Below are 22,462 nucleotides of genomic sequence, written 5' to 3'. Positions count from 1 at the left end.
CCACGCCCGCACCCGCACGCACGCCCGAAGGGGGCCGAGCCGCCGCCTCGCCCCCGTCCCGCATCCCGTACGCCCGGTACGCCCCGTACCTCGCAACCCCCCGGTACCTCATAAGCCTCAGCCTCGGTACCTCACATGCCTGGTCTCATCACCCTGGTCGCCTGCGACCTTCCTCCCATGGGAGCGCTTCCATGCCCGAGCCCGAAACGCCCGCGACCTTCCCGCCCGCCTTCCTCTGGGGCGCGGCGACCTCCGCTTACCAGATCGAGGGGGCGGTGCGGGAGGACGGCCGTACGCCCTCGATCTGGGACACCTTCAGCCATACGCCCGGCAAGACGGCGGGCGGCGAGAACGGCGACATCGCCAACGACCACTACCACCGCTACCGCGACGACGTGGCGATGATGGCAGACCTGGGCCTGACCGCGTACCGCTTCTCGGTGTCCTGGTCCCGGGTGCAGCCGACGGGCCGCGGGCCCGCCGTGCAGCGCGGTCTCGACTTCTACCGCCGCCTGGTCGACGAGCTGCTCTCCCACGGCATCAAGCCCGCGATCACCCTCTACCACTGGGACCTCCCCCAGGAGCTGGAGGACGCGGGCGGCTGGCCCGAGCGCGACACCGCGCTGCGCTTCGCCGAGTACGCGCAGATCGTCGGCGAGGCCCTCGGGGACCGCGTCGAGCAGTGGATCACGCTCAACGAGCCCTGGTGCAGTGCCTTCCTCGGGTACGCGTCCGGTGTGCACGCCCCCGGCCGCACCGACCCGGAGGCCTCCCTGCGGTCGGCGCACCACCTCAACCTGGCGCACGGTCTGGGCACCAAGGCCCTGCGCACCGCGATGCCCGCCCGCAACACCGTCGCGGTGAGCCTCAACTCCTCGGTGGTCAGGCCGCTGACCCGGGACCCGGCCGACCTGGCGGCGGTCCAGCGCATCGACGACCTGGCCAACGGCATCTTCCACGGCCCGATGCTGCACGGCGCGTACCCGCAGACCCTGCTCGCGGCGACGGCCTCGGTGACGGACTGGTCGTACGTACGGGACGGCGATCTCGCCCTGATCAAGCAGCCGTTGGACGCGCTCGGCCTGAACTACTACACGCCGACGCTGGTGGGTGCGGTCCAGCCGGACGCGTCCGGCCCGCGCGCGGACGGCCACGGGGCGAGTTCGTCCTCCCCCTGGCCGGGCGCGGACGACGTGGCCTTCCACCAGACTCCCGGTGAGCGCACCGAGATGGGCTGGACGATCGACCCGTCGGGCCTCCAGGATCTGATCATGCGCTACACGCGGGAGGTGCCGGGCCTGCCGCTGTACATCACGGAGAACGGCGCCGCCTACGACGACAAGCCGGACCCGGACGGCCGCGTCCACGACCCGGAGCGCATCGCGTATCTGCACGGGCACCTGCGCGCGGTCCGCCGCGCGATCGCCGAGGGCGCGGACGTACGCGGCTACTACCTCTGGTCGCTGATGGACAACTTCGAGTGGGCGTACGGCTACGGCAAGCGCTTCGGCGCGGTGTACGTGGACTACGCGACGCAGGCGCGCACACCGAAGTCGAGCGCCCTGTGGTACCGCGAGGCGGCCCGCAGCGGCGAGCTGCCGCCGGTGAGCCCGGTCGAGTGACCGAGTAGAGGCCCCTCCGGGGGGAAGCGGGCGGGGGCGGGGCGCGGCACGGCGCGGCACGGGGAGTGCCGTGCCCCGCGTACGCGTGTACGCGCGCCCCGGCCGGGTGGGGGGAAGGCCGGCCGGGGCGCGCGGCCCCCGCGCGGGCATGACCTCCTGCGGGGGCGTTCGGGGATACCGCTCAAGAGGTGCCCGCAGGCGATTACTTGTAGGCGGCGAAGGCCTTCGAGAACGCGTTCGCGTCCTGGAGGATCGAGCTGCAGGTGGCGTCGGCGGAGGGCTTGGTGCCGCCCGCGCACTGCTTGTCGCGGGTGGCGGACCACAGGGAGAGCCGGCCGAGCCCCTTCGCCTTGGCGAAGTTCACGAGCTGCGTGGCGTCCTCGACCTTGAAGATCTCCGACGCGACGTCGTTGACGCCGATCATCGGGGTGACGGCGACCGCCTGCCAGGCGGCGGAGTCGGAGAGGCCCAGCACTCCCTTGATCTGTGCCTGGGTCGCGGTGGCGGCCTGCTCGGCGTAGGTGCCCATGTCGTCGCTGTAGGCCGGTCCGTAGTCCATCGCCATGATGTTGACCGTGTCGATGGCGACGCCGTTCCCCTTGGCGTCGGCGAGCAGGCTCACGCCGTCCTGGGTGAGGCCCTCCGGCATGACGGGCAGGGTGAACGAGACGTCCAAGCCCGGGTGTTCGGCCTGCAGCTTCGCGATCGCCTTCGCCCTGCGGGTGTTGGCCGCCTTGTCCGGGAGCGCGCCGCCCTCCACGTCGAAGTCGACCTTCGTCAGGTCGTACGCGTCCACGGCCTTGCCGTACGCCGCCGCGAGGGCGTCCGCCGACGAGCAGTTCAGCGCCAGTTCGGAGCCGGCCGCGCCGCCGAAGGAGACCCGGACGTCGCCGCCCTCGGCCCGGAGCGCACCGATCTGCGCGGCGACCGCGTCGCCGCCGAGGTCCGTCACCCCGCCCCACTTGGGGGTGCAGCCACCGCCGTCGGTGACGAAGGCGAGGTTGTACTCCTTCACGCCGGTGGCCGCGGAGTGGGCCGGCAGGTCGAAGGCGGGGTAGAGCGAGGTGTCGACGTAGGGCGCGAAGCCGGCGGTGGTGGCCGTGCCGCTGCCGGTGGTCCCGGAGGGTGTGGGGGTCACGCTCGGGCTCTTGGTCGCGGTGGCCGTGGCGGTCGGCGTGGCCGTCGGGGTCGCGGTGGCCTTCGTCGGTTCGGGTGACGGGGATGGGGGCGAGGTCTGCGTCGGGCGGCCGGTGGGCTCCGGTGTCGCGCCGTCGTCCACCGAGCACTTGGCGCCGTCGACGAGACAGCCGGTCGGGTCGCCCGAGCCCCGCACCACGAAGCCGACGGTCACCGTCTCGCCTTTGGCCAGCCCGTCCTTGTCCCAGGAGGGGGGCTTCACGGTGACGTGCCGACCGGTCACCTTCGACTCGGCGTTCCACAGCGAACTGAGCTCGGCGCCCGACGGCAGGTCGAACTCCAGCGTCCAGTCCGTCTTCGCACCGGCGCTGTCGTTGGCCACGACGTACTGGGCGGTGTAGCCCGTCGACCAGTCGCTGGTCCTTGTGTACGCGGCACCGACGCCCGCCGCCTGAGCCGTACCGGAGAACATGAGCGCTCCGCCGCCGACCACGGCCGCGGCGACCACGCCACCCACCGCCTTGTTCCTGCCACTGGCCGTGCGCCGGTGCGTACTCATCGCGTGCCTGCCTTCCGAGGTGGGGTTGCGGCAGCACGCTAGCGAGCCGGAAACCGGCAAAACACCTGATCCGGACGTGGCTTGTGGTTCTTAGGGTGCGCTTAAGGAAGGGATCGGGAACGGTTAAAGGTCGCAACCGATCGGGCGGGCCGGCGCCGTCGCACCGAGCCCCGGTGACCACGCCGCTCGGGCTCGCGCCCGTCCAGCTGGATCCAGATCCTGACCTCGGTGCCTCCCAGGACGGAACGGCCGATCCGCACGTCCCCGCCCGTCGACTCCGCGAGCCGGCTCACGATGTCCAGGCCGAGTCCGGTCGAGCCGTCGGCGCCGGAGCCGCGACCGCGCGCCATCGCGGCCCGCGGGTCTGCTATCCCCGGGCCCGCGTCCGACACGAGGACGATCACCGCGTCCTCGCCGTTGTGCACGTCGACCGCGAAGGCCGTGCCCTCGGCCGTGTGCCGGAACACGTTCCCGAGCAGCGCGTCGAGCGCGGCGACCAGCTCGGCGCGGGCCACGGGTATCCGTACGGGCCGGTCGACACCGGCCACCCGGACCTTGCGGCCCTCGTCCTCGGCGAGCGCCGACCAGAAGTCCATGCGCTCCCGGACGACCTCGGCCGCGTCGCATCCGACGCCCACGCCGACCGCCGCGGTCTGCGGCTTGGCGTCCCGGGCCGTGCGGATGATCGTGTCGACCTCGCGCTCCAGCTGGGCGACGGCGGCCCGGGTCTGCTCGGCGGCGGGCCCGTCACCGAGCGAGGCCGCGTTCAGCCGCAGCACGGTGAGCGGCGTACGCAGCCGGTGCGAGAGGTCGGCCGCCAGCTCCCGCTCGTTCGCCAGGAGTTGGACGACCTGGTCGGCCATGGAGTTGAAGGCGACCGCCGCGAGCCGCAGCTCGGTCGGTCCCTCCTCGGGCACGCGCGCGCCCAGTTTCCCCTCCCCCAGCTCGTGCGCGCTCTCCACGAGGCGCTGCGCGGGCTGCACCATCCGGACGCCGAGCCGGTCGGCCACCGCGACCGAGCCGACGATGAGCGCGACCCCGACCCCGGCGAGGACGGCCCAGGCCGTGCCCAGGCCGTTGGTGACCTCCGCCTCGGGGACGTACACCTCGACGACCGCGATCTCGCCCGAGCTGAGCGCGACGGGCTGCAACAGCGTGGAGCCGCCCGGTACTTCGGTGGTGGAGGCCCGGCCCAGCTTCCGGGTCGTGGCGATGTCCTTGTCGGCGGCACGCTGCCGCCCGATGTCGACGGCCCTCTGCTTCCCGCCGGCGGGTATGTGCACGGCCATGCCCGCGTCCGACGCGGCCGAGGCGACGACCCGCTCCAACTCGGCCCGGTCGGTGGTGATCGAGAGCGCGGGGGCGATGGCCGCCGCCTCCCGCTCGGCGTTCGAGAAAGCGCGGTCCCTCGCCATTTCCCTGATCACCAGGCCCAGCGGGACCGCGAAGGCCACCACGACCATCGTGGTGACGGCCACGCAGACCTTGACCAGCGCCCACCTCATCGCGCCGGCTCCGTGCCCGCCGGTCCGCGCAGCCCGCCCTGGCCCGGCGGCTCCAGCTTCACGCCGACCCCGCGCAGGGTGTGCAGATAGCGCGGCCGGGCCGCCGTCTCGCCCAGCTTCCGCCGCAGCCAGGACAGATGGACGTCGATGGTCTGGTCGTCCCCGTAGGACTGCTGCCACACCTCGGCCAGCAGCTCCTTGCGCGCCACGACGACACCGGGCCGCCCCGCGAGGAAGGCCAGCAAGTCGAACTCGCGCCGGGTCAGGTCGAGTCGTACGCCGTCCAGTTCGGCCTGGCGGCGCAGCGGGTCGATGGCGAGGCCGCCGACCCTGAGCTGGGGCGAGGGCGGCGGCTCCGAGGGCGAGGACCGGGCCCGGCGCAGGACCGCCGCCATCCTCGCGGACAGGTGCTCCACCGAGAACGGCTTGGTCAGGTAGTCGTCCGCGCCGTCGTTCAACAGCCGGACGACCTCCGTCTCGTCGTCCCGCGCGGTCGCCACGATCACGGGCACGTCGGTGATGCCGCGCAGCATCTTCAGCGCCTCCGACCCGTCCAGGTCGGGCAGGCCGAGATCCAGGATCACGACGTCGAAACGGAAATGGGCGACCTCGCGCAGCGCCTCAAGGGCCGTACCGACACTGCGCACCGTGTGCGTGGCCTCGGTCAGATGCCGGATGAGGGCGGAGCGTACGAACTGGTCGTCCTCGACCACGAGCACACTTGCCATGGCCCGCACCGTACGCCAATCCGCGGAACCGGGTCCTGGCCCTGTGGACAACTGCCGGGACGGCGGGCACACGGGACACGGACGGGGCTCGTGGGGCAGGATGGCCCGCGATGCGCAGAGGACTCGTACACGTACTGGCTTGGTCGCTCGCCACGGGCGCGGCGGTCACGCTGTCGTGGTGGGGGGTGCACACGGTCATGACCGGGACGGCCTACGATCCGCCGCGGGCGCTGCCGATCGCGGCGGACGGGACGACGCAGGGGGCGAAACCGCTGTCGTCCTCGACGAGTCGCCCGGAGTCCCCGCCGGGGCCGGCGGCCTCGCCGTCGAAGAGCCGGTCGCCGCGTGCGAGCGGTACGGCTCCGGCCGCGTCCTCGGCTTCGCCGTCGCCGTCGCGTTCGAAACCGGTGACCGCCGCCTCGCCGAGCGCGGGGGCCTCCGGTGCGGTGAAGAGCTACGACACCGACGGGGGGCGGGCCGTCTTCGCCCTCGGGACGTCGTCGGCGTCGCTGGTGTCCGCGACGCCCGCGTCGGGGTGGTCGATGCAGGTGTGGAAGACGGAGACGTGGATTCGGGTGGAGTTCTCGTCCGGGGCCGATCGGGTGTCGGTGTTCTGTACGTGGCATGACTCGGCGCCGCGGGTCGAAGTCAACGACTACTGAGGGCTGCTGCGTGTGCTGACTCCGGCTGCGGATCCGGCGGGGACTGGTCGCGCCCATGCGGCGGAGCCGCACCATGACAAAGCCCCGCGCCCCTGAAAGGCGGGGCCGGCTGTTTCTGCCTACCGGAAAGCTGACGGCGGGGGTGCCGGGGACGCCACCGCCGACGCGTCCGTCACCGGGGTCGCTCCCCCGGTGAAGTCCCGCAGCGTCCTGCCGTGTTCGACCCTGACCGGGTGGGGGTCGGAGGCCGCGCGGCGGGTCAGTTCCGCGACGGGCAGTGGCTGGTCGGAGGCGACCAGGACCGCGTTGCCGAAACGTTTGCCGCGCAGGACCGTGGGGTCGGCGACGAGGGCGAGTTCGGGGAAGACGCCGGCCGCGGTGGCGACCTGGCCGCGCAGATGCGCCAGGGGCGGGCCGTCGGCGAGGTTGGCGGCGTACAGACCACCGGCCTTCACGACCCTGCGCACCTCGGTGAGGAACTCCCCGGACGTCAGATGCGCGGGCGTGCGCGCCCCGCTGAACACGTCCGCGATGACCAGGTCCGCCCAGCCGTCCGGCACCTTGGCGAGCCCTTCGCGTGCGTCGACGGACCGCACCCGGATCCGGGCGCTGGGGTCCAACGGCAGTTCGCGCCGGACCAGTTGGACGAGCGCCGCGTCCCGTTCGACGACCTGCTGGGTGGAGCGGGGGCGGGTCGCGGCCACGTACCGGGCGAGGGTGAGGGCGCCACCGCCGAGGTGCACGGCGTGCACGGGTCTGCCGGGCGGGGCGACGAGGTCGATGACGTGCCCGAGGCGGCGCTGGTACTCGAAGCCCAGATACGCCGGATCGTCGAGGTCGACATACGACTGCGGCGCCCCGTCGATGAGCAGGGTCCAGCCCCGCGTCCGCTCCCGATCGGGCAGCAGTTCGGCAAGCCCCCCGTCCACCTCTTCGACGACGGTTGGGGCAGCCCCACGCCCGCCCCCGGCCCGCTTGTCGTCCGCCCGCTTGTTCTTCGCCCTGGCCATCTCCTCATTATCGGTCGGCCGCGCAGAAGAAGCCGCCTCGGCACCATCCCACCCGAGGGGCGCGGGGAACTGCGCGACCAGCCCCCACCGACCCGCACACAACACGCACCCCAAGCCACCCGCCCCCTCCCGGCCACCGCAACGGCAGTTGCGGCCACCTCAACGGCAGTTGTCCGCGGCCTCGATCAACCGGGCCGCCTCCCCCAACGCCGCCCGCAACACCGCGGGGTCCGTGGCCGGCTCCGCCTCCCCCGGCGGCAGCAGCCAGTCCGACCCCTCGACGGGCGGCTCGGGCGCCGGCCGGACCCCCCGCCCGTCGGTCCGCGTACACGTACTGCCCGGGACGTCCCAGGCGGAAGCCGTACCGGGCGGCACGAGAAACCCCAGGGTGTCGCAGTTGTCGTCGTGCAGAACGGGCCCGACCCCCTCGGCGGGAGCGCCCCTTCGCAGGATGTCGACGGCCTCCAGCCCCTGCCGGGCGGGCACGGTGACGAGGTCGCAAGGGTCCCCGCGGCCTTCGCTCTGCCTGGTCTCCATCCTGGCCTCCACCACGGAACCCCTCCTCGATCGAGCACACCGCATGGTTCAACGCCGCACCGCGTCAACGGCTACGGCGAAACTCGGCCGCAAAGGATGGCAGTTCATGGCAGATCAGGGATGAGATATCCGTTTTGTAGCCAAACACCGCGTGACGGACTCATCACAGCGAGTACGTTCGTGCCCGCCGGAAACACGGGTACGGCTCGATCGCGCACATGATCAACTCGGCCCGATTCCGGCATGGTTCGACGGTTCGCGAGAGAGGGCCCGGCCATGGCGTCGTCACCGATGACCTCGTCGTCCCAGTCACCTCGGCCACCTCGGCCGCCACGGCCGCCACGGCCGAATCTCGTCTTCCGGCGCCTGCGCGGACAGCGCTCGCCGGGCGAGTTCGCCGCCGCGGTGCGGCGGGCGGCCCGGGAGATCGACGAACGGGTCAGCTGCGACGCGCGCTACATCGGGCGGGTCGAGGCGGGCGAGATCCGCTGTCCCAACTACGCGTACGAACGGGTGTTCCTGCACATGTTCCCCGGCCGGACACTGGCCGACCTGGGGTTCGTGCCCCGTTCGGCGGTGCGCGGGCGGGGGGCGCGCACCGCCGAGGTGGCGCCCGCTCCACACACCACGAGCCCGCTGTCCGCCCCGCACGAGACGGACGGGGCGTACGAGCCGTGTGTAACGACACACGACCCGTGTGCGTCGTACGACCCGTACAAGATCGACGACCCGCACGAGATCGACGACCAGAACCACGGCGATCAGAACGACGAGGAGAGCGACGTGCAACGTCGCGCATTCATGAGCGGCGGTACCGCCACGGTGGCGACCGCCTCACTGGGCCCCTGGGGGCTCGCGTTCGGCGGCACGGCCGAGGCCGCGCCGCGTTCCGTGCGCCGCGCCGGCGAAGCCGAGGCGGGGGCGCTGGAAGAGGCCGTCCGCAGGATCCGCGTGCTGGACGACCGGCACGGCGCCGACGGGCTGTACCGGAGGGCGGCGGCTCCGCTGCGGGCCGCGTACGCCCTGCTGGACGCCGGCGCCGCACGGCGGGCGACCACCGAGCGGCTGCACACGGGGGCCGGTGAACTGGCCATCTCGGTCGGCTGGCTGGCGCACGACTCGGGGCGGTTCGACGACGCCCGCTCGCACTACGCGGAGGCGCTCGCGACGGCCCGGGTGGCCAGGGACCCGGCCCTGGAGGCACACGCCTTCTGCAACACGTCCTTCCTCGCCCGGGACGCGGGACGGCCTCGCGAGGCCGTACGGGCGGCGCAGGCCGCACAGTACGCGGCGCGCCCCCTGGGCTCGGCCCGGCTCCTGTCGCTGCTCGCGCTGCGCGAGGCGGGCGGCTGGGCGGGGCTGGCCGACCGGACGGGCTGCGAGCAGGCACTGACACGGGCGCAGGCCCTGTACGGGCGGGGCCCCTGTGACGCCGATCCGGAGTGGATGAGCTTCTACGGAGACGCCGAACTGGCGGGCCTGGAGGCGCAGTGCTGGTCGACGCTCGGCGACTGGCAGCGCGCCGCCCACCAGGCACGCCGGGCGACCCGGCTCCAGGACCCGCACTTCACCCGCAACCTCGCGCTGTACACGGCCGAACTCGCCGACGACCTGGCCCGCGCCGGGTACCCCGACGAGGCCGCCGCGGCCGGGCTGCGCGTCCTGGACCTGCTGGACGAGGTCCAGTCGTCCCGGGTGCGGACCATGCTGGCGGGGACGGCCAGGGTCCTGCGGCCCCACCGCCGCGCGTCGGGGGTGTCGGGCTTCCTGGAACGGCACGGGGCGCTGCCGCGACCGGCCTAGGCCGTGTCCTGCTACGGGGTGAGGTGACCGCAGTCGTTCCAGGTCTCGATCGCGGGCTCTCCGTAGGCCCAGCCCAGGACCGAGAGGGACGTGGGGTTGAGGCGGACGCGGGCCGCGAAGTCGATGTCCAGGCCGAGCCAGCGGGCGCCGATCGACCGCAGGATGTGGCCGTGGGCGAAGACCAGCACGTCACGCTCCCCGGCGCGGACCCGCTCGACGACCTCGTCCGCGCGCGCGGAGACCTCGGCGAGAGTCTCGCCACCGGGTACGCCGTCCCGCCAGATCAGCCAGTCGGGGCGGTCGGCCCGGATCTCGTCCGGGGTGAGGCCCTCGTACGCGCCGTAGTCCCACTCCATGAGCGCGTCCCAGGGGGTCGCCCGGCCGGCGAAGCCGGCGATCTCGCACGTCTCACGCGCGCGTGCCAGCGGGCTGGTGAGGACCTCCACTCCGGGGAGCCCGTCCAGCGGTGCCCGGTGCAGGCGCTCACCGAGGAGTTTCGCGCCGCGTCTGCCCTCGTCCAGAAGCGGGATGTCGGTCCTCCCGGTGTGCTTGCCGGACAGCGACCATTGCGTCTGTCCGTGCCGGGCCAGCAGGATGCGCGGTGCCATGAAAAGGCCTTTCGGGGAAACTCGGGCGGTGAACCGCGGAGGAACGAGGGATGGATCACCGCAATCATCGCGCACGTGCGCGAGAAGCAACCCCGTGGGCGATCTCAGCGTCTTTGAGCACCGGGGGCGCGCCCACAGGGGAAGCGCACAGACCGTACATTGGTCCGCGGCACTGCGGGCGGGGGAGCAGGAGGGGGAGGAATCGGATGCTGCGGACCGATGCACCAGTCAGCGAGGCGGCACCACGAATCCGCCTCCGCTGGTGGACCGAGCTGCCTTTGATCCTGCTGGTGTACGGGGCGTACTCGGCGGGACGGCTCCTCGCGCGCGGGGATGTCACCCACGCCGTCGACCACGGCCTGGCGATCCTGCGGGTGGAGAAGTTCTTCTTCCTGAACGCCGAGCACCCGCTGAACCGCCTGTTCACCCGTGAGCCCTGGCTCGGCATCCCGGCGGACTTCTGGTACGCGTCGCTGCACTACATGGTGACGCCCGCCGTCCTGATCTGGCTGTTCCGGTCCCGCGCGGTGCGCTACCGGGCCGCCCGGACCTGGCTGATGACGTCCACGTTCATGGGCCTGATCGGTTTCACCCTGCTGCCGACCTGCCCGCCGCGGCTGCTGTCGGCGAGCCACGGGTTCGTCGACACGATGGCCCAGTACAGCGACTACGGCTGGTGGGGCGGCGAGGCGAGCGCGCCGCGCGGACTCGGCGGCATGACGAACCAGTACGCGGCGATGCCGAGCCTGCACTGCGGCTGGGCCCTGTGGTGCGGTGTGATGCTCTGGATGTACGGCGGCACGCGGCTCACCAAGATCGCGGGTGTCCTGTATCCGCTGATCACGACGATCGTGGTGATGGGCACCGCCAACCACTACTTCCTGGACGCGGTCGCGGGCTTCGCCGTCATGGGCGTCGGATTCCTGCTCACCCGGCCGGTGCTGCGGCTCGCGGACAAGGTCAGGACGCGGTTCGGGATCCGTCCCTTCACACCCGCCCCGGGTAGTCCGCCGGTCGCTCCCCCGGCCACCTCGCACGACACAGGTTCCTCAATTGTCAGTGCAGGGTGCCAGACTTCGCCGGGTGAGCGACTTCCCCGACAGCGCAAGGTCCCAGCCACCCCGGGTGCCGCCGAGCCGGGAGCCGAACCGGCAGTCAGTTCCGCCGACGCGGGGGACGAGACTCCGGCAGCGGCTCGCTGAGCTGCGCGGCCCGGCCGTCCCACCGCAGCCGCTGGACGCGCGCGCCCTCGCGGCGCTCGCGGCCAATCCGGGGTGCCGCCGGCGCGCGATCCTCGACGGCGCGGGCGTGAACAAGGCGGTGCTGGCGAGCGCGCTCGGCTCGCCGTCGGCCTTCGGGCAGTCGCAGTTCGCGTTCATGCGGGGCAACGCCTTCGAGGCGCGGGTCAAGGCCGACGGGGGCGCGGAGCTGCTGCGGCTCGTGCACGAGAAGCTGGACGCGGGAGCCGAACCGCCCGCGGGCGGCGCCGTTCCCGACCTCGGCGCCGTCGGCCCCGAGGGGCGCACGGCCCGTACGGCGCTGGCGCTGCGCGAGGCCACCACGGCGGGCGGCTGGACGCTGCTCGACCACCCGCTGCTCGCCCTGGAGGTGGCGGGCTCCCCCGCCTTCCTGGAGCCGGACGCGGTGGTCGTGCACCCCGACGGCGGCTGGACGGTCGTCGAGATCAAGTCCTTCCCGATGCTGGACGGTTCGGCGGACGCGGCCAAGGTGGGCGCGGCGGCCCGCCAGTCCGCGGTGTACGTCCTGGCGCTGGAGCAGGTCGCGGCCCACCTCGACCCCGTGCCCGAGGTCCGGCACACCGTGCTGCTGGTCTGCCCGAAGGACTTCTCCAACCTGCCGACCGCGTCGGCCGTGGACGTCCGCAAGCAGTACTCGGTGACCCGCCGCCAATTGGACCGCCTCACCCGTGTCGAGGACATCGCCGACGCGCTCCCCGAGGGCACCTGCTTCTCCCCCGACCTCCCCGCCGCCGAACTGACGGCCGCGGTGGAGTCGGTCCCGGCGACCTACGCCCCCGATTGCCTCGCCGCCTGCGAGCTGGCCTTCCACTGCCGCGCCGGCTCCCGCGCCCAGGGCGCGGTCACCGCCCTGGGCCGCTCCCTACGAGCGGAACTCGGCGCCCTGACCACGGTCACCGACGTCCTCTCAGCGGCCCACGGCCACACCGGCGACCCCACGGACCCGACGGTCGAGACCCTGCGCAGAGCGGCCAGGCTCCGCATGGAGGCACTGGGCACACCAAGCCCCGCAAGGGGCGCGGGGAACCGCGCGACCAGCCACGACGGCGCCGCACCCGACGACCAACCTCAGCCCCCACCCCCTTCCAGGGGCGCGGGGAACGGCGCACCCAGCCACGGCGCCGCCGCACCCGACGCACTGCGGGCCGTGCCGCAACCCGGGCGATCGGGGCCGGCATGACCCTGATCACCACCCTCGCAAGGCTGGAGGCCGTGAACACCGGCCGAGCCCAACCCCTCACCACCGTCCGCCACCGCCACCTCACCGACCACCCCCTGGTCCTCGTCCCGCTCACGACCGCGGGAGAGGCCGGCGCCCCGCTCGGCGCACTGGTCGGCACGGACCGCGACGCGCCACGCCTCCTCGTCGTGGCGCAGCCCCGCGACCGCGACCTCCGCTTCGCGTTCCTCGCCGAGCTCGCGGACATCGTCCTGCCGTACATCGACGCCTACGCGGACGACGTCGAGTCCGCCGAGCGCAACGAGACCGACCCGGAGACCGGCAAGCGGGTCAAGGTCGAGGTCGAACTGTGCGCGGACGCACCGCAGTTGATCGTCCCGGGCCAGGCCGGCATCGAACTCGTACGGCTGCTGGGGCGTTCCATGCGCTTCAGGCGCACCGCCGAGCAGGACCCGGAGACCCCCTATCCGGCGCCCCCGCGCGTGCCGCTGCTAGGGCGGTGGCTCACGCACTACGGGGAGCGGGCGCGGGTGCCTGGTTCGTCGCTCCTGGCGGCCCTCACGGATGTCCTGTCCCGGCACTGGGCCACCGGCCAGTCCTCCCTTGAGGACCAGCACCTCGGAGCGCTGCTCGCCTGGATCGACCCGCCGCGGGGTGAGTCCGGCGCCGAGGCGGCGCTGCGGGCCGAGCTGCTGCGGGACGCCCAGGGCCAGCTCGTCTGCCCGCCCGCCGGACCGGCCACCGACCCGGCCTTCGACAACAAGCTGCTCGCCCCCGCCATCGAACGCTACGACCGCGCGCGTACGGCGTTCGCCGCCGCCGAGGACGGTGTCGAGGCGGACGACCGGCTCGGTGAAGTCACCGCGGCCGAGCGGCACATCCGCGAACTGGTGGCCGGCCGCACCCGCCCCACCTGGGACGCGGTGTGGCACGGCCTCGACCTGCTGCGGGCGCTGCCCGAAGGCCCGCGTGCCGCCGACCGCTGGACCCGCGACCGCTGGTCGTTCACCGGTCACCGGGACCGGGTCCTCGCCGGCGAGCCGCCGCAGCCGCGCCGCGACGACGCGGTCACGGCGGCGAACAAACTCGCCACGCGCGAGCGCGAACAGGCCCGGCTGGAGGCCCAGGAGGCCCTCGACGACCCGCTGGTCATGGCCGGGCGCCGACTCGGGGGCGAGGCCTTCGCGGGTGAGGTCACCGATGTCGTGATGGCGTACAGCGAGGGGAAGCGGGCCGCCCCGCGCCCCCTGGTGACCGTACGGACGGACGACCGGCCGCAGCTCGGCGAGCGTGCGAAGGTCTACCGCTCGCTCGGCGGAAAGCCGCAGTCGGCCGAGTTCGTGGGGTACGAGCGGGACGAGGGCCACGACCCCACCGGGGAGGCCGGCGGCACCCTCGTCGTGCTGCGGATCCTGGACAAGATGGGCCGCGGCAAGGAGCCCGAGCCCGGATCCGTACCGGAGAAGGGCGATCCGCTCTGCTTCACGCTCTTCGAGCACGAGCAGCGGGGCGGCGCGAAGCTGCCCGAGCCGGAGGACACGCCGTGGACGCACGGCGGGCCGCCCGGAGAGACCGACGCCGCCCCGCCGCCCGACGCCGTGACCCCGGAGGACGTTCTGTGACCACCGTGTTCGACCCGGGGGCCGAGGCCGCCCGCGCCACCGGCGCGATCCTGCGCGACACCCTGCACGGGGCGCACCGCGGGGTCGTGGTCGACTCACCGCCCGGCGCGGGCAAGTCCACCCTCGTCGTACGGGCCGCGCTCGAACTGGCCGAGGCCGGGCGCCCGCTGATGGTCATCGCCCAGACGAACGCGCAGGTGGACGACCTGGTGCTGCGGCTCGCCGAGAAGAACCCGGAGCTGCCCGTCGGCCGGCTGCACAGCAGCGACTCCGACCCGTACGACAAGGCGCTCGACGACCTCCCGAACGTCCGCAAGTCGGCGAAGGCGGGGGACCTCGCCGGGCTGGACGTGGTCATCTCGACGGCCGCGAAGTGGGCGCACGTCAAGGGGGTCGAGCCGTGGCGGCACGCGATCGTCGACGAGGCGTACCAGATGCGTTCGGACGCGCTGCTCGCCGTGGCCGGGCTGTTCGAGCGGGCGCTGTTCGTGGGCGACCCGGGCCAGTTGGACCCGTTCGCGATCGTCGGTTCGGAGCAGTGGGCGGGCCTGTCGTACGACCCCTCGGCCTCGGCCGTGACGACCCTCCTCGCCCACAATCCGGAGCTGCCGCAGCACCGGCTGCCGGTCTCCTGGCGGCTCCCCGCCTCCGCGGCGCCGCTGGTCTCGGCCGCGTTCTACCCCTTCACACCGTTCCGCAGCGGTACGGGCCACGGTGACCGGCGGCTCGCTTTCGCGGTGCCGTCGGACGGTTCGGGCCCCGACCGCGTCATCGACGAGGCGGCGGAGTCGGGCTGGGGCCTGCTGGAGCTGCCTGCCCGGCACACCCCGCGTACGGACCCGGAGGCGATCCGGGCGCTGGCCCTGGTCGTACGCCGACTGCTGGACCGGGGCGGCGCCGCGACCTCGGAGCGGTCTCCCGACGCGGCCCCGCTGACGGCCGACCGCATCGCCGTCGGCACGGCCCATCGCGACCAGGCGGCGGCCGTCCGAGCGGCGCTGGCCGAGCTGGGCGTCCCGGAGGTGACGGTCGACACGGCGAACCGGCTGCAGGGCCGCGAGTTCGACGTGACCGTCGTCCTGCACCCCCTGTCGGGGCGCCCCGACGCGACGGCCTTCCATCTGGAGACGGGCCGCCTGTGCGTCCTGGCCTCGCGCCACCGGCATGCCTGCATCGTCGTCTGCCGCGCCGGTGTCACCGACCTCCTGGACGACCACCCGTCCACGGAGCCGGTGCAACTGGGCGTCACGGTCAAGTTCCCGGACGGCTGGGAGGCGATGATGTCCACCTGGGATCACTGGTCCGAACACAAGGTGCTCTGGCGCCCTTGACCGACACCCCGATGCTCGCCCCACCGACGCCGGCGGCCGCACCCTCATCCGCCGGACGGAGCCCGGCACGCCACCGGAGGCGGCCAATAGCCACAGCCCCGGACGGCTGGGAGGCAATGATGTCCACCTGGGACCACTGGTCCGAACACAAGGTGCTCTGGCGCCCTTGAACGCACCCCGCACCGGACTGCCGGGAGGCGAACCACGTGGTGTTCTCGCGTCTGTTCGAACACCGGGTGGTGTGGGAGTCGTAAGGGAGCGCGTAAGCGTGTTCGGGGGCCGGGGGCGTGTGTCAGGGCCGGTGGCCCTCTTGCGCGGTCAAGGGACAATGGACGGTGGCCCGCCCAGACGGACGGGCCGACCGCTGTACGAGGAGGAGAAGTCATGGCGGAGCCCACGCCGCGTCGGAACGAGCCGCGGCTTCGCCCCGCGCCGCTGCTCTTCGAGCCCGCGGAGGCGGCGACCGATCCGGAGCACTTCTTCGATCTGGAGTCGATCGACGATCCGCGGGCGTTGCTGGCCCGTTCCACGGAGCTGGCGCTCGCGTTCCGCGCGGCGACCGATCGGGCCGTCGAGTTCCAGGCGATGGCTGCCGCGCAGCTCGCGGACCCTCGTCGGTTCGACCGGCTGACCCCGGCGGAGGTGGCTGCGCGGGCCGAGTGGACCGAGGACTACGCGAAGAAGATGGTGGAGTTCGGGCGGGAGTTGTTGCGTGGGGCGGATGCGGAGGGGTATGCGGACCCGGTCTGATCGCCATCAGCGGCGGGGTGATCGTCGGGTGCAGGTCCGATGTGGCCGGTCGCGCCGTTCCCCGCGCCCCTGAAGGGCCACAAGATTGCGCAGTTCCCCGCGCCCCTTGAGAGGCAAAAGATCGCGCCGCTCCCCGCGCTCCTCAAGGGGCTGGCATATGCCAGGTGGGCAAGATACTCCACCGGCTCCTCTTCTGTCTTGGGATTTCGCAACCCTGCGGAATTGGGTGATCACACCGGGTAGACCTGGGTGGTATGAGCATCGATGGGAACCACGCCGGGCCCGAGGTCACCGGGGTCACCCCCGAGGGCGCGGCCTGGCTCGCCTCGGCAGGGACGTACCCGCGCAGTACCCGCGTCCTCTGGGACGACCGGCCCACCGCTCCGGTGGTCCTCGCCTGCGGATCCGCCTTCGACGTCGTCAACGCCCCCGCCCTGTTCGGCCGCCACATGCTGGACCGGCTGTGGGCCGAGGGGCCGGGCTCGGGTCCCGTGGCCGCCCACCGGGGCCGGATGCTCCTGTTCGCCGCCCCCGGCACGGCGCAGCGCCTGCCCTCGCTGCTGGAGTGGGAGGAGTGGGGATCGGGCGGCGCCTCGGAGCGGGGCCGGGCCATCCCGCCGCTGCTGTGCCACGGCACCGGTGACGCGGTGACCGTCCCCGCCCCGACCCCCCTCGCCCCGCCGATGCCGACCGCCGCCACCCGCCTCGGCTCCCGCTGGCTGGTCGCCCCCGACACCCGCGCACCCTGGCTGCCGGGGCCGGAGATCATGCTGTGGGCGGCCATACGAGCGGCCCGGTCGGTGGCCCGCCGACGGCTGTCGGAGCCCTCCCCCACGGTGCCGATATCGATTTTTCCTCCCGCCGATCAGGATGCTAAGGTCTACGACGTCAGCAGGCGCCGCTAGCTCAGTTGGTTAGAGCAGCTGACTCTTAATCAGCGGGTCCGGGGTTCGAGTCCCTGGCGGCGCACAGACGGTGGGAAGCCCCTCGCGGAAGCGGGGGGCTTCTCGCATGCCCGCACCGCTCAGTCGGCATCCCGTCAGTCGGCTTCCCGTCCGGTCGAGATCGTCACCGTCCACGCCCCCGACGCCGTCCGGTCCGCCACCTCGACCCGTACGTCCTCCCCGGGCACGGTGAAGCTCTCCCCGAGGCCGACCGGCGCGTCCGCGAGGGGGGCGTAGACCGAGTCCTCCCAGCAGGTTCCGGTACCGGGGTGCGCGTCGACCACCTCGATCGGCCCGCGGCCGGACTCCGCCCCGCCGCGCACGCGGTAGACGAGTACACCCTGTGTACAGGCCTCCTCGTCGTTGCCGGCCGGTCCCCGCACCTCGAAGGCGATGGCGCTGTCCCGTGCGGTCCGCACCACCGCCAGTTTCGTCCCGCCCGCCGTGCCCAACCCCGCCCACCCCGGCTCGGACATCGGCTCGTCCCCCGGCGCGCCCACCGCGGTGCCACCCGCCGCGGCGAACCCGGACCCCGCTGCCAGCGGCTCCAGCGTCAGTCGCGTACCCCGCCCGCCCGCGTCCCGTACACACGCGACCTGACGTGGTTCCAGCCACCCGAGCTTCCATTTGTGCCAGCCGAAGAGATCGGGAGCGAGTCCGAACTGGCTGCCCATGAGGTCCCAGTCGCCGACGTACGTGTCCCAGTCGCCCTTGCCGTCGACGGGCCGGTGGTAGAGGTCGGGCAGGTCGAAGACGTGGCCGGTCTCGTGGGCCAGGACCAGCCGGTCCGGCGGGTGCTTCTCGAACACCGTGACGACCCGGCGGATGTCCGTCCCGTCGGCCCGCAACGGCACGTCCATGTTCACCACCTTCGTCGCGTCCGAGTCGACTCCCGGAGCGTCGGGATCGGCGACGAAGTAGACGACGTCGTAGCGGGAGAAGTCGACCCGGCCGTCCGCCGCCGCGAGGGCGTCCCGCAGATACGCGGAGCGCGACGCCGCGTTCCAGTCGCGCTGTATGGCGTACGCGGTCGACGGCCGCGGCATCCGGATCCACTCCCGCAGCGGGTGCGGGCGCAGCTGGAACTTTCCGTACGAGGCCCGTGCGAAGAATCGGCTGGTGGCCGGGAAGTAGTCGGCCGTCAGTTCGGCGGGCCTGGTCAGCGGTGCGGCGTCCGGGAAGGAGAGGAACACCATCACCGCGTCCAGGCGGCGTGCGGGCCGCGGATAGGCGGCGTTCCAGGTGTCCACACCCTCGGAGTGGTGGGCCGCGGTCCGTTTCAGCGCGCACGGCATCGAGAGCGGCACGGCGGCCGTGGGGACCGCCAGAGAGGTGGCCGCGAGCGCCGCCATGGAGGTGAACACGGCCGCGGGCGCGCGCCATCCGTGACCGGTCCACACCCGCCCGTGCCAACGGGGCCGGACCCCGCCACGGGTGAGCCCCTTGAGGGGGAGCAGACGCGGCACGTCGACCTCCGGATGCGGAATTCGGGATACCGCAACCAGCCTGTGACGATTTGTTCTTCTATGCCCTGTTTATCTGATCCAAAGGAGTGAGGGGGCCGACATCCGACCGAGAGCATCGGGGAGCACCAGGGGGGCGCCAGGACGCGCCGACACCCCGAGCACTCACTGAACGTCACAAGTGATCGGCCGGTGAAGGAACCTGTCCAGGTGCGGGCAGAAACGATCTGTCAGAAAGGGGTGCCCTTCCGGGACACTGGACGGTAGCTGGAAGGCCTAACGGCCAGCCTCTATGATCGGCACACTTTCCTGCGCGGACACGGCTGGAGCGGCCGTCCACCACCGGCCGACCCCCGACGAGACCTGTACGACGAACGAGTGCACAGCGGGAGCGAACGGTGAGCGGAACGTCCGATGGGCCGGCGCCCACGGCAGACCTCGTTCGGTCGGCCGTCACACAGAGTCATGGCACGAGTTCTCTTCGTGCCGGGACCCTTTCTCATGAGCCTCATGAAGCTCATGAGGCTCATGAGGAGCGGGCTCGACGTGTCGAGCCCCTGGTAGAGCCCTTGATCGACACCCCGGTCGAGCTGTCGGCCGGACTTCCGGTCGGCCTCTCGTCCAAGTTCCCGGTCGGCCTGGCCGCGGGACTCCCGGCGAGGCTGTCGGCCGCCGCCCCGGCCGGACTTTCCACGCACACGGAGGACGGGTCCGGGGACGGTACGGGCGTCGAAGGCCGTACGTTTCGAGCCACCTTCGCCGCCGCGCCCCTCGCGATGGCCGTCGTGGACCGCGAGGGCCGGGTCGTCACGGCCAACGACACGCTGGCCGCGCTGCTCGGCACGGGCGCCGACGGGGACGGCCTCACCGGCCGGATCGCCGCCGACCTGGTGGACCTCGCCACCGACGCCCGTACCTGGCACGCGTACCGCGAGGTGCTCCGCGGCCGGCAGGCCCGGCTGCGCTGCACCCGACGCCTCAAACACCCCGACGGCCACTCGCTCTGGGCGCAGGTGACGGTCAGTCCGCTGCCCGAGGAGGAACGGGCTGTGCTGATCTCGGTCTCCGACATCAGCGGCCGCCGGGAGCTCCAGGCCCGGCTGCGGCATCTGCAGATGCACGACCCGGTGACCCGGCTGCCCAACCGCACCCTGTTCTTCGAGCGGCTCTCGGCCGCGCTGGAGGCCGAGGCGTACGAGGAGTCAGGCACCGGCCGGATCGGGCTGTGCTACCTGGACCTGGACGGATTCAAGGCGGTCAACGACACGCTCGGCCACCGCGTCGGCGACCGGCTGCTGGCGGCCGTCGCCGAACGGCTGACCCGCTGCGCGAACGAGGCCGGGTACGCGAGAACCGCCACCCCGCTGGTCGCCCGGCTCGGCGGCGACGAGTTCGCGCTGCTGGTCGAGGACTCGACGGGTACGGAGCAGCTCGCGGACCTGGCCGATTCCGTGCTCAAGTCCCTGCAGATGCCCTTCGACCTGTCCGGGCAGCGGCTGTCGGTCTCGGCCTCGATCGGTGTCGTGGAGCGGCACGCGGCCGGCACCACCGCGACCGGGCTGATGCAGGCCGCCGACACCACGCTGTACTGGGCGAAGGCCGACGGCAAGGCCCGCTGGACACTCTTCGACCCGGAGCGCAACGCCCACCGCATGACCCGCCAGGCGCTCTCCTCCACGCTGCGCCCCGCGGTCGAGCGCGGGGAGTTCACCCTGGAGTACCAGCCGCTGGTCTGCATGGAGGACGGCGTGGTGCGCGGCGTCGAGGCGCTGGTGCGATGGAACCATCCTCAGTTCGGCACACTGACGCCGAATCGGTTCATCGGACTGGCCGAGGAGGACGGATCGATCGTGCAGCTGGGCCGCTGGGTGCTGGCCACCGCCTGCCGGCAGGCCCGCCGCTGGCAGCTGGAGCACCCGGACGCGGAGCCGATCTTCGTCAGCGTGAACGTGGCGGTGCGGCAGGTCTGGGACTCCGACCTGGTGTCCGACGTGGCGGCGATCCTCGCGGAGACCGGGCTCGCCCCGCACCTGCTCCAGCTGGAGCTGACCGAGTCGGCGGTGATGGGCTCCGCGGGCCGGCCCCTCCAAGCACTTCAGGCGCTCAGCGACATGGGCGTGGGTATCGCCATCGACGACTTCGGCACGGGTTACTCGAACCTCGCCTACCTGAGCCGGCTGCCGGTCTCGGTGCTGAAGCTGGACGGGTCGTTCGTCCGGGGCTTCCAGTACGAGAGCGGGGACCACGAGGGCGCGGACGGCGCGGAAGCGCCGCCCAACCCCGCCGACGAGGTCGTCGTGGAGGCGATGATCCAGCTGGCGCACCGGCTCGGCCTCACCGTCACCGCCGAGTGCGTGGAGACGGCGGGCCAGGCGGCCCGCCTGCGGCGCATCGGCTGCGACACCGGCCAGGGATGGCTGTACTCCCGGCCGGTGGCGCCGGATCGTATCTCCGCGCTCCTGTCGGCGGCGGCCTGCCCGTAGAGGCGCGGGCCGGGGCCCAGGACACGTCCTGGGCGGGCGGACGGACTAGGACCTGTCCTGGGTGGGCAGCCCGTACGCGTCCGCGATCAGTTCGTACGAGCGCAGGCGTACGGCGCCGCTGTGGGCGTTGGCGGTGAGCATCAGCTCGTCGGCGCCGGTGCGCTTCTGCAGGTCGTCCAGGCCGGAGCGGACCTCGTCGGCGGTGCCGTGGACGACGTTCGCGTTCCAGGAGTCGACGAACTCCCGCTCCATCGGGCTGAAGTCGTACGCCTCCGCCTCCTCCGGGGTGGGGACCAGGCCGGGGCGGCCGGTGCGCAGGCGGACCATGTTCAGCGCGGCGGCCTCGACCTGCCGGCGGGCCTCCTTCTCGTCGTCCGTCGCGAGGGCGGAGACGCCGATGAGGGCGTAGGGCTCGTCGAGGACGGCCGACGGCCGGAAGGACTCACGGTAGAGGTCGAGCGCCGGGACGGTGTTCTGCGCCGAGAAGTGGTGCGCGAAGGCGAAGGGCAGACCGAGGGTGCCGGCGAGGCGGGCGCTGAAGCCGGACGAGCCGAGGAGCCACACGGGCGGCCGGTGCGGGGACTGGACACCGCCGGGCGAGGTCGCCTGGATCGGTCCCGGGACCGCGTGGATACGGGCGTACGGGTGGCCGTCAGGGAAGTCGTCGTCCAGGAAGCGGGTCAGTTCCGCGAGCTGCTGGGGGAAGTCGTCGGCGCCCTCGTTCAGCCGGTCCGAGCGGCGCAGGGCCGCGGCCGTGGCGCCGTCCGTGCCCGGGGCCCGGCCGAGGCCGAGGTCGATACGGCCCGGAGCCATCGCTTCGAGCGTGCCGAACTGCTCCGCGATGATCAGGGGGGCGTGGTTCGGCAGCATCACGCCGCCTGAGCCCAGGCGGATGCGGCTCGTGTGGGCGGCCAGGTGGGCGAGGATCACGGCCGGTGAGGAGGAGGCGACGCCCGGCATGGAGTGGTGCTCGGCCACCCAGTAGCGGTGGTAGCCGCGGGTCTCCGCGAGGCGGGACAGCTCGACGGCGGTCCGCAGGGACTCGGTCGCGGTGTGGCCTGCGCCGACTGTGACCAGGTCCAGGACGGAGAGGGGGGTGGGGGCGGTGCCCCGCGCCTCGCCTCGGATGTCGCCGGTCTCGCTGGTCTCGGTGGACGTGTGGTCCGCCACGGGGGGCCTCCTGTTGTTGCTCGCGATGTCCGCGTGTGCCTAACAGGAGGTTGGCTCCGCTTATTCCCTCGCCCCTACGTTCCCGTCAC

18 protein-coding genes and 1 tRNA gene are annotated in these 22,462 nt (G+C 72.8%); 11 read left to right on the top strand and 8 right to left on the bottom strand.

What is annotated here, in order from left to right:
* Positions 1-191 precede the first annotated feature (191 nt).
* Positions 192-1,622 carry a GH1 family beta-glucosidase gene (locus ACIOKD_RS26790; protein ID WP_402088934.1) on the top strand — a complete coding sequence of 477 codons (1,431 nt, stop codon included), beginning with the start codon at positions 192-194 and terminating at the stop codon, positions 1,620-1,622.
* A gap of 202 nt (positions 1,623-1,824) precedes the next feature.
* Here ACIOKD_RS26790 and ACIOKD_RS26785 read toward each other — a convergent pair whose 3' ends face one another.
* From ACIOKD_RS26785 to ACIOKD_RS26775, 3 genes are all read right to left on the bottom strand, one after another.
* Positions 1,825-3,318: a cellulose binding domain-containing protein gene (locus ACIOKD_RS26785; protein WP_402088931.1), complete on the bottom strand. Its 1,494-nt coding sequence runs from the start codon at positions 3,316-3,318 to the stop codon at positions 1,825-1,827.
* Positions 3,319-3,419: 101 nt separating this feature from the next.
* Positions 3,420-4,823: a sensor histidine kinase gene (locus ACIOKD_RS26780; protein WP_402088928.1), complete on the bottom strand. Its 1,404-nt coding sequence runs from the start codon at positions 4,821-4,823 to the stop codon at positions 3,420-3,422.
* Complete coding sequence (locus ACIOKD_RS26775; protein WP_402088926.1) at positions 4,820-5,551, bottom strand: response regulator transcription factor; 732 nt, start codon at positions 5,549-5,551, stop codon at positions 4,820-4,822. The genes ACIOKD_RS26780 and ACIOKD_RS26775 overlap by 4 nt, the downstream gene beginning before the upstream one ends.
* Before the next feature lie 110 nt (positions 5,552-5,661).
* Between ACIOKD_RS26775 and ACIOKD_RS26770 the strand changes: the two genes are divergently transcribed.
* The gene (locus tag ACIOKD_RS26770; RefSeq protein ID WP_402088923.1) at positions 5,662-6,213 is read left to right on the top strand and encodes a hypothetical protein; all 552 of its coding nucleotides are present in this window, start codon (positions 5,662-5,664) and stop codon (positions 6,211-6,213) included.
* A 119-nt stretch (positions 6,214-6,332) separates the two neighbouring features.
* Here ACIOKD_RS26770 and ACIOKD_RS26765 read toward each other — a convergent pair whose 3' ends face one another.
* Both ACIOKD_RS26765 and ACIOKD_RS26760 read right to left on the bottom strand, forming a co-directional pair.
* Positions 6,333-7,223: a spermidine synthase gene (locus ACIOKD_RS26765; RefSeq protein ID WP_402088921.1), complete on the bottom strand. Its 891-nt coding sequence runs from the start codon at positions 7,221-7,223 to the stop codon at positions 6,333-6,335.
* 159 nt (positions 7,224-7,382) lie between these two features.
* On the bottom strand, positions 7,383-7,760 hold the full coding sequence (locus ACIOKD_RS26760) for a hypothetical protein (protein ID WP_402089295.1): 378 nt from the start codon (positions 7,758-7,760) through the stop codon (positions 7,383-7,385).
* Positions 7,761-8,036: 276 nt separating this feature from the next.
* Here ACIOKD_RS26760 and ACIOKD_RS26755 point away from each other — a divergent pair, with 276 nt between their 5' ends.
* A complete protein-coding gene (locus ACIOKD_RS26755) occupies positions 8,037-9,563 on the top strand; it encodes a hypothetical protein (protein WP_402088918.1) in 1,527 nt (508 codons plus the stop codon).
* Between the two features lie 11 nt (positions 9,564-9,574).
* On the opposite strand, the gene ACIOKD_RS26750 is transcribed toward ACIOKD_RS26755, so the two are convergent.
* On the bottom strand, positions 9,575-10,171 hold the full coding sequence (locus tag ACIOKD_RS26750; RefSeq protein ID WP_402088915.1) for a histidine phosphatase family protein: 597 nt from the start codon (positions 10,169-10,171) through the stop codon (positions 9,575-9,577).
* A 206-nt stretch (positions 10,172-10,377) separates the two neighbouring features.
* Between ACIOKD_RS26750 and ACIOKD_RS26745 the strand changes: the two genes are divergently transcribed.
* From ACIOKD_RS26745 to ACIOKD_RS26715, 7 genes are all read left to right on the top strand, one after another.
* Positions 10,378-11,373: a phosphatase PAP2 family protein gene (locus ACIOKD_RS26745; RefSeq protein WP_402088913.1), complete on the top strand. Its 996-nt coding sequence runs from the start codon at positions 10,378-10,380 to the stop codon at positions 11,371-11,373.
* On the top strand, positions 11,297-12,610 hold the full coding sequence (locus tag ACIOKD_RS26740) for a hypothetical protein (RefSeq protein WP_402089293.1): 1,314 nt from the start codon (positions 11,297-11,299) through the stop codon (positions 12,608-12,610). The genes ACIOKD_RS26745 and ACIOKD_RS26740 overlap by 77 nt, the downstream gene beginning before the upstream one ends.
* The gene (locus ACIOKD_RS26735) at positions 12,607-14,232 is read left to right on the top strand and encodes a hypothetical protein (RefSeq protein WP_402088910.1); all 1,626 of its coding nucleotides are present in this window, start codon (positions 12,607-12,609) and stop codon (positions 14,230-14,232) included. Before ACIOKD_RS26740 ends, ACIOKD_RS26735 begins: the two co-directional genes overlap by 4 nt.
* The gene (locus tag ACIOKD_RS26730; protein ID WP_402088908.1) at positions 14,229-15,563 is read left to right on the top strand and encodes an AAA domain-containing protein; all 1,335 of its coding nucleotides are present in this window, start codon (positions 14,229-14,231) and stop codon (positions 15,561-15,563) included. The genes ACIOKD_RS26735 and ACIOKD_RS26730 overlap by 4 nt, the downstream gene beginning before the upstream one ends.
* A 384-nt stretch (positions 15,564-15,947) precedes the next feature.
* Positions 15,948-16,313 (top strand): hypothetical protein, encoded by a 366-nt coding sequence (locus ACIOKD_RS26725; protein ID WP_402088905.1) that lies wholly within the window; start codon positions 15,948-15,950, stop codon positions 16,311-16,313.
* Positions 16,314-16,567: 254 nt separating this feature from the next.
* A complete protein-coding gene (locus tag ACIOKD_RS26720) occupies positions 16,568-17,218 on the top strand; it encodes a bifunctional DNA primase/polymerase (RefSeq protein ID WP_402088903.1) in 651 nt (216 codons plus the stop codon).
* A tRNA-Lys gene (locus tag ACIOKD_RS26715) sits at positions 17,209-17,282 on the top strand. Before ACIOKD_RS26720 ends, ACIOKD_RS26715 begins: the two co-directional genes overlap by 10 nt.
* A 70-nt stretch (positions 17,283-17,352) precedes the next feature.
* On the opposite strand, the gene ACIOKD_RS26710 is transcribed toward ACIOKD_RS26715, so the two are convergent.
* The gene (locus ACIOKD_RS26710) at positions 17,353-18,723 is read right to left on the bottom strand and encodes a M6 family metalloprotease domain-containing protein (protein WP_402088901.1); all 1,371 of its coding nucleotides are present in this window, start codon (positions 18,721-18,723) and stop codon (positions 17,353-17,355) included.
* 395 nt (positions 18,724-19,118) lie between these two features.
* On the opposite strand from ACIOKD_RS26710, the gene ACIOKD_RS26705 reads away from it, so the two are divergent.
* Positions 19,119-21,203 carry a putative bifunctional diguanylate cyclase/phosphodiesterase gene (locus ACIOKD_RS26705; protein ID WP_402088898.1) on the top strand — a complete coding sequence of 695 codons (2,085 nt, stop codon included), beginning with the start codon at positions 19,119-19,121 and terminating at the stop codon, positions 21,201-21,203.
* A gap of 45 nt (positions 21,204-21,248) precedes the next feature.
* Here ACIOKD_RS26705 and ACIOKD_RS26700 read toward each other — a convergent pair whose 3' ends face one another.
* Positions 21,249-22,373, bottom strand: a complete 1,125-nt coding sequence (locus tag ACIOKD_RS26700; protein WP_402088895.1) for an LLM class flavin-dependent oxidoreductase — start codon at positions 22,371-22,373, stop codon at positions 21,249-21,251.
* Positions 22,374-22,462 lie beyond the last annotated feature (89 nt).

This window comes from Streptomyces sp. NPDC087844, from assembly GCF_044742785.1.
Taxonomy (GTDB): Bacteria; Actinomycetota; Actinomycetes; order Streptomycetales; family Streptomycetaceae; genus Streptomyces.
The sequence above is the reverse complement of the archived record's forward strand: the minus strand, read 5'-3'. Positions and strand labels throughout refer to the sequence as shown.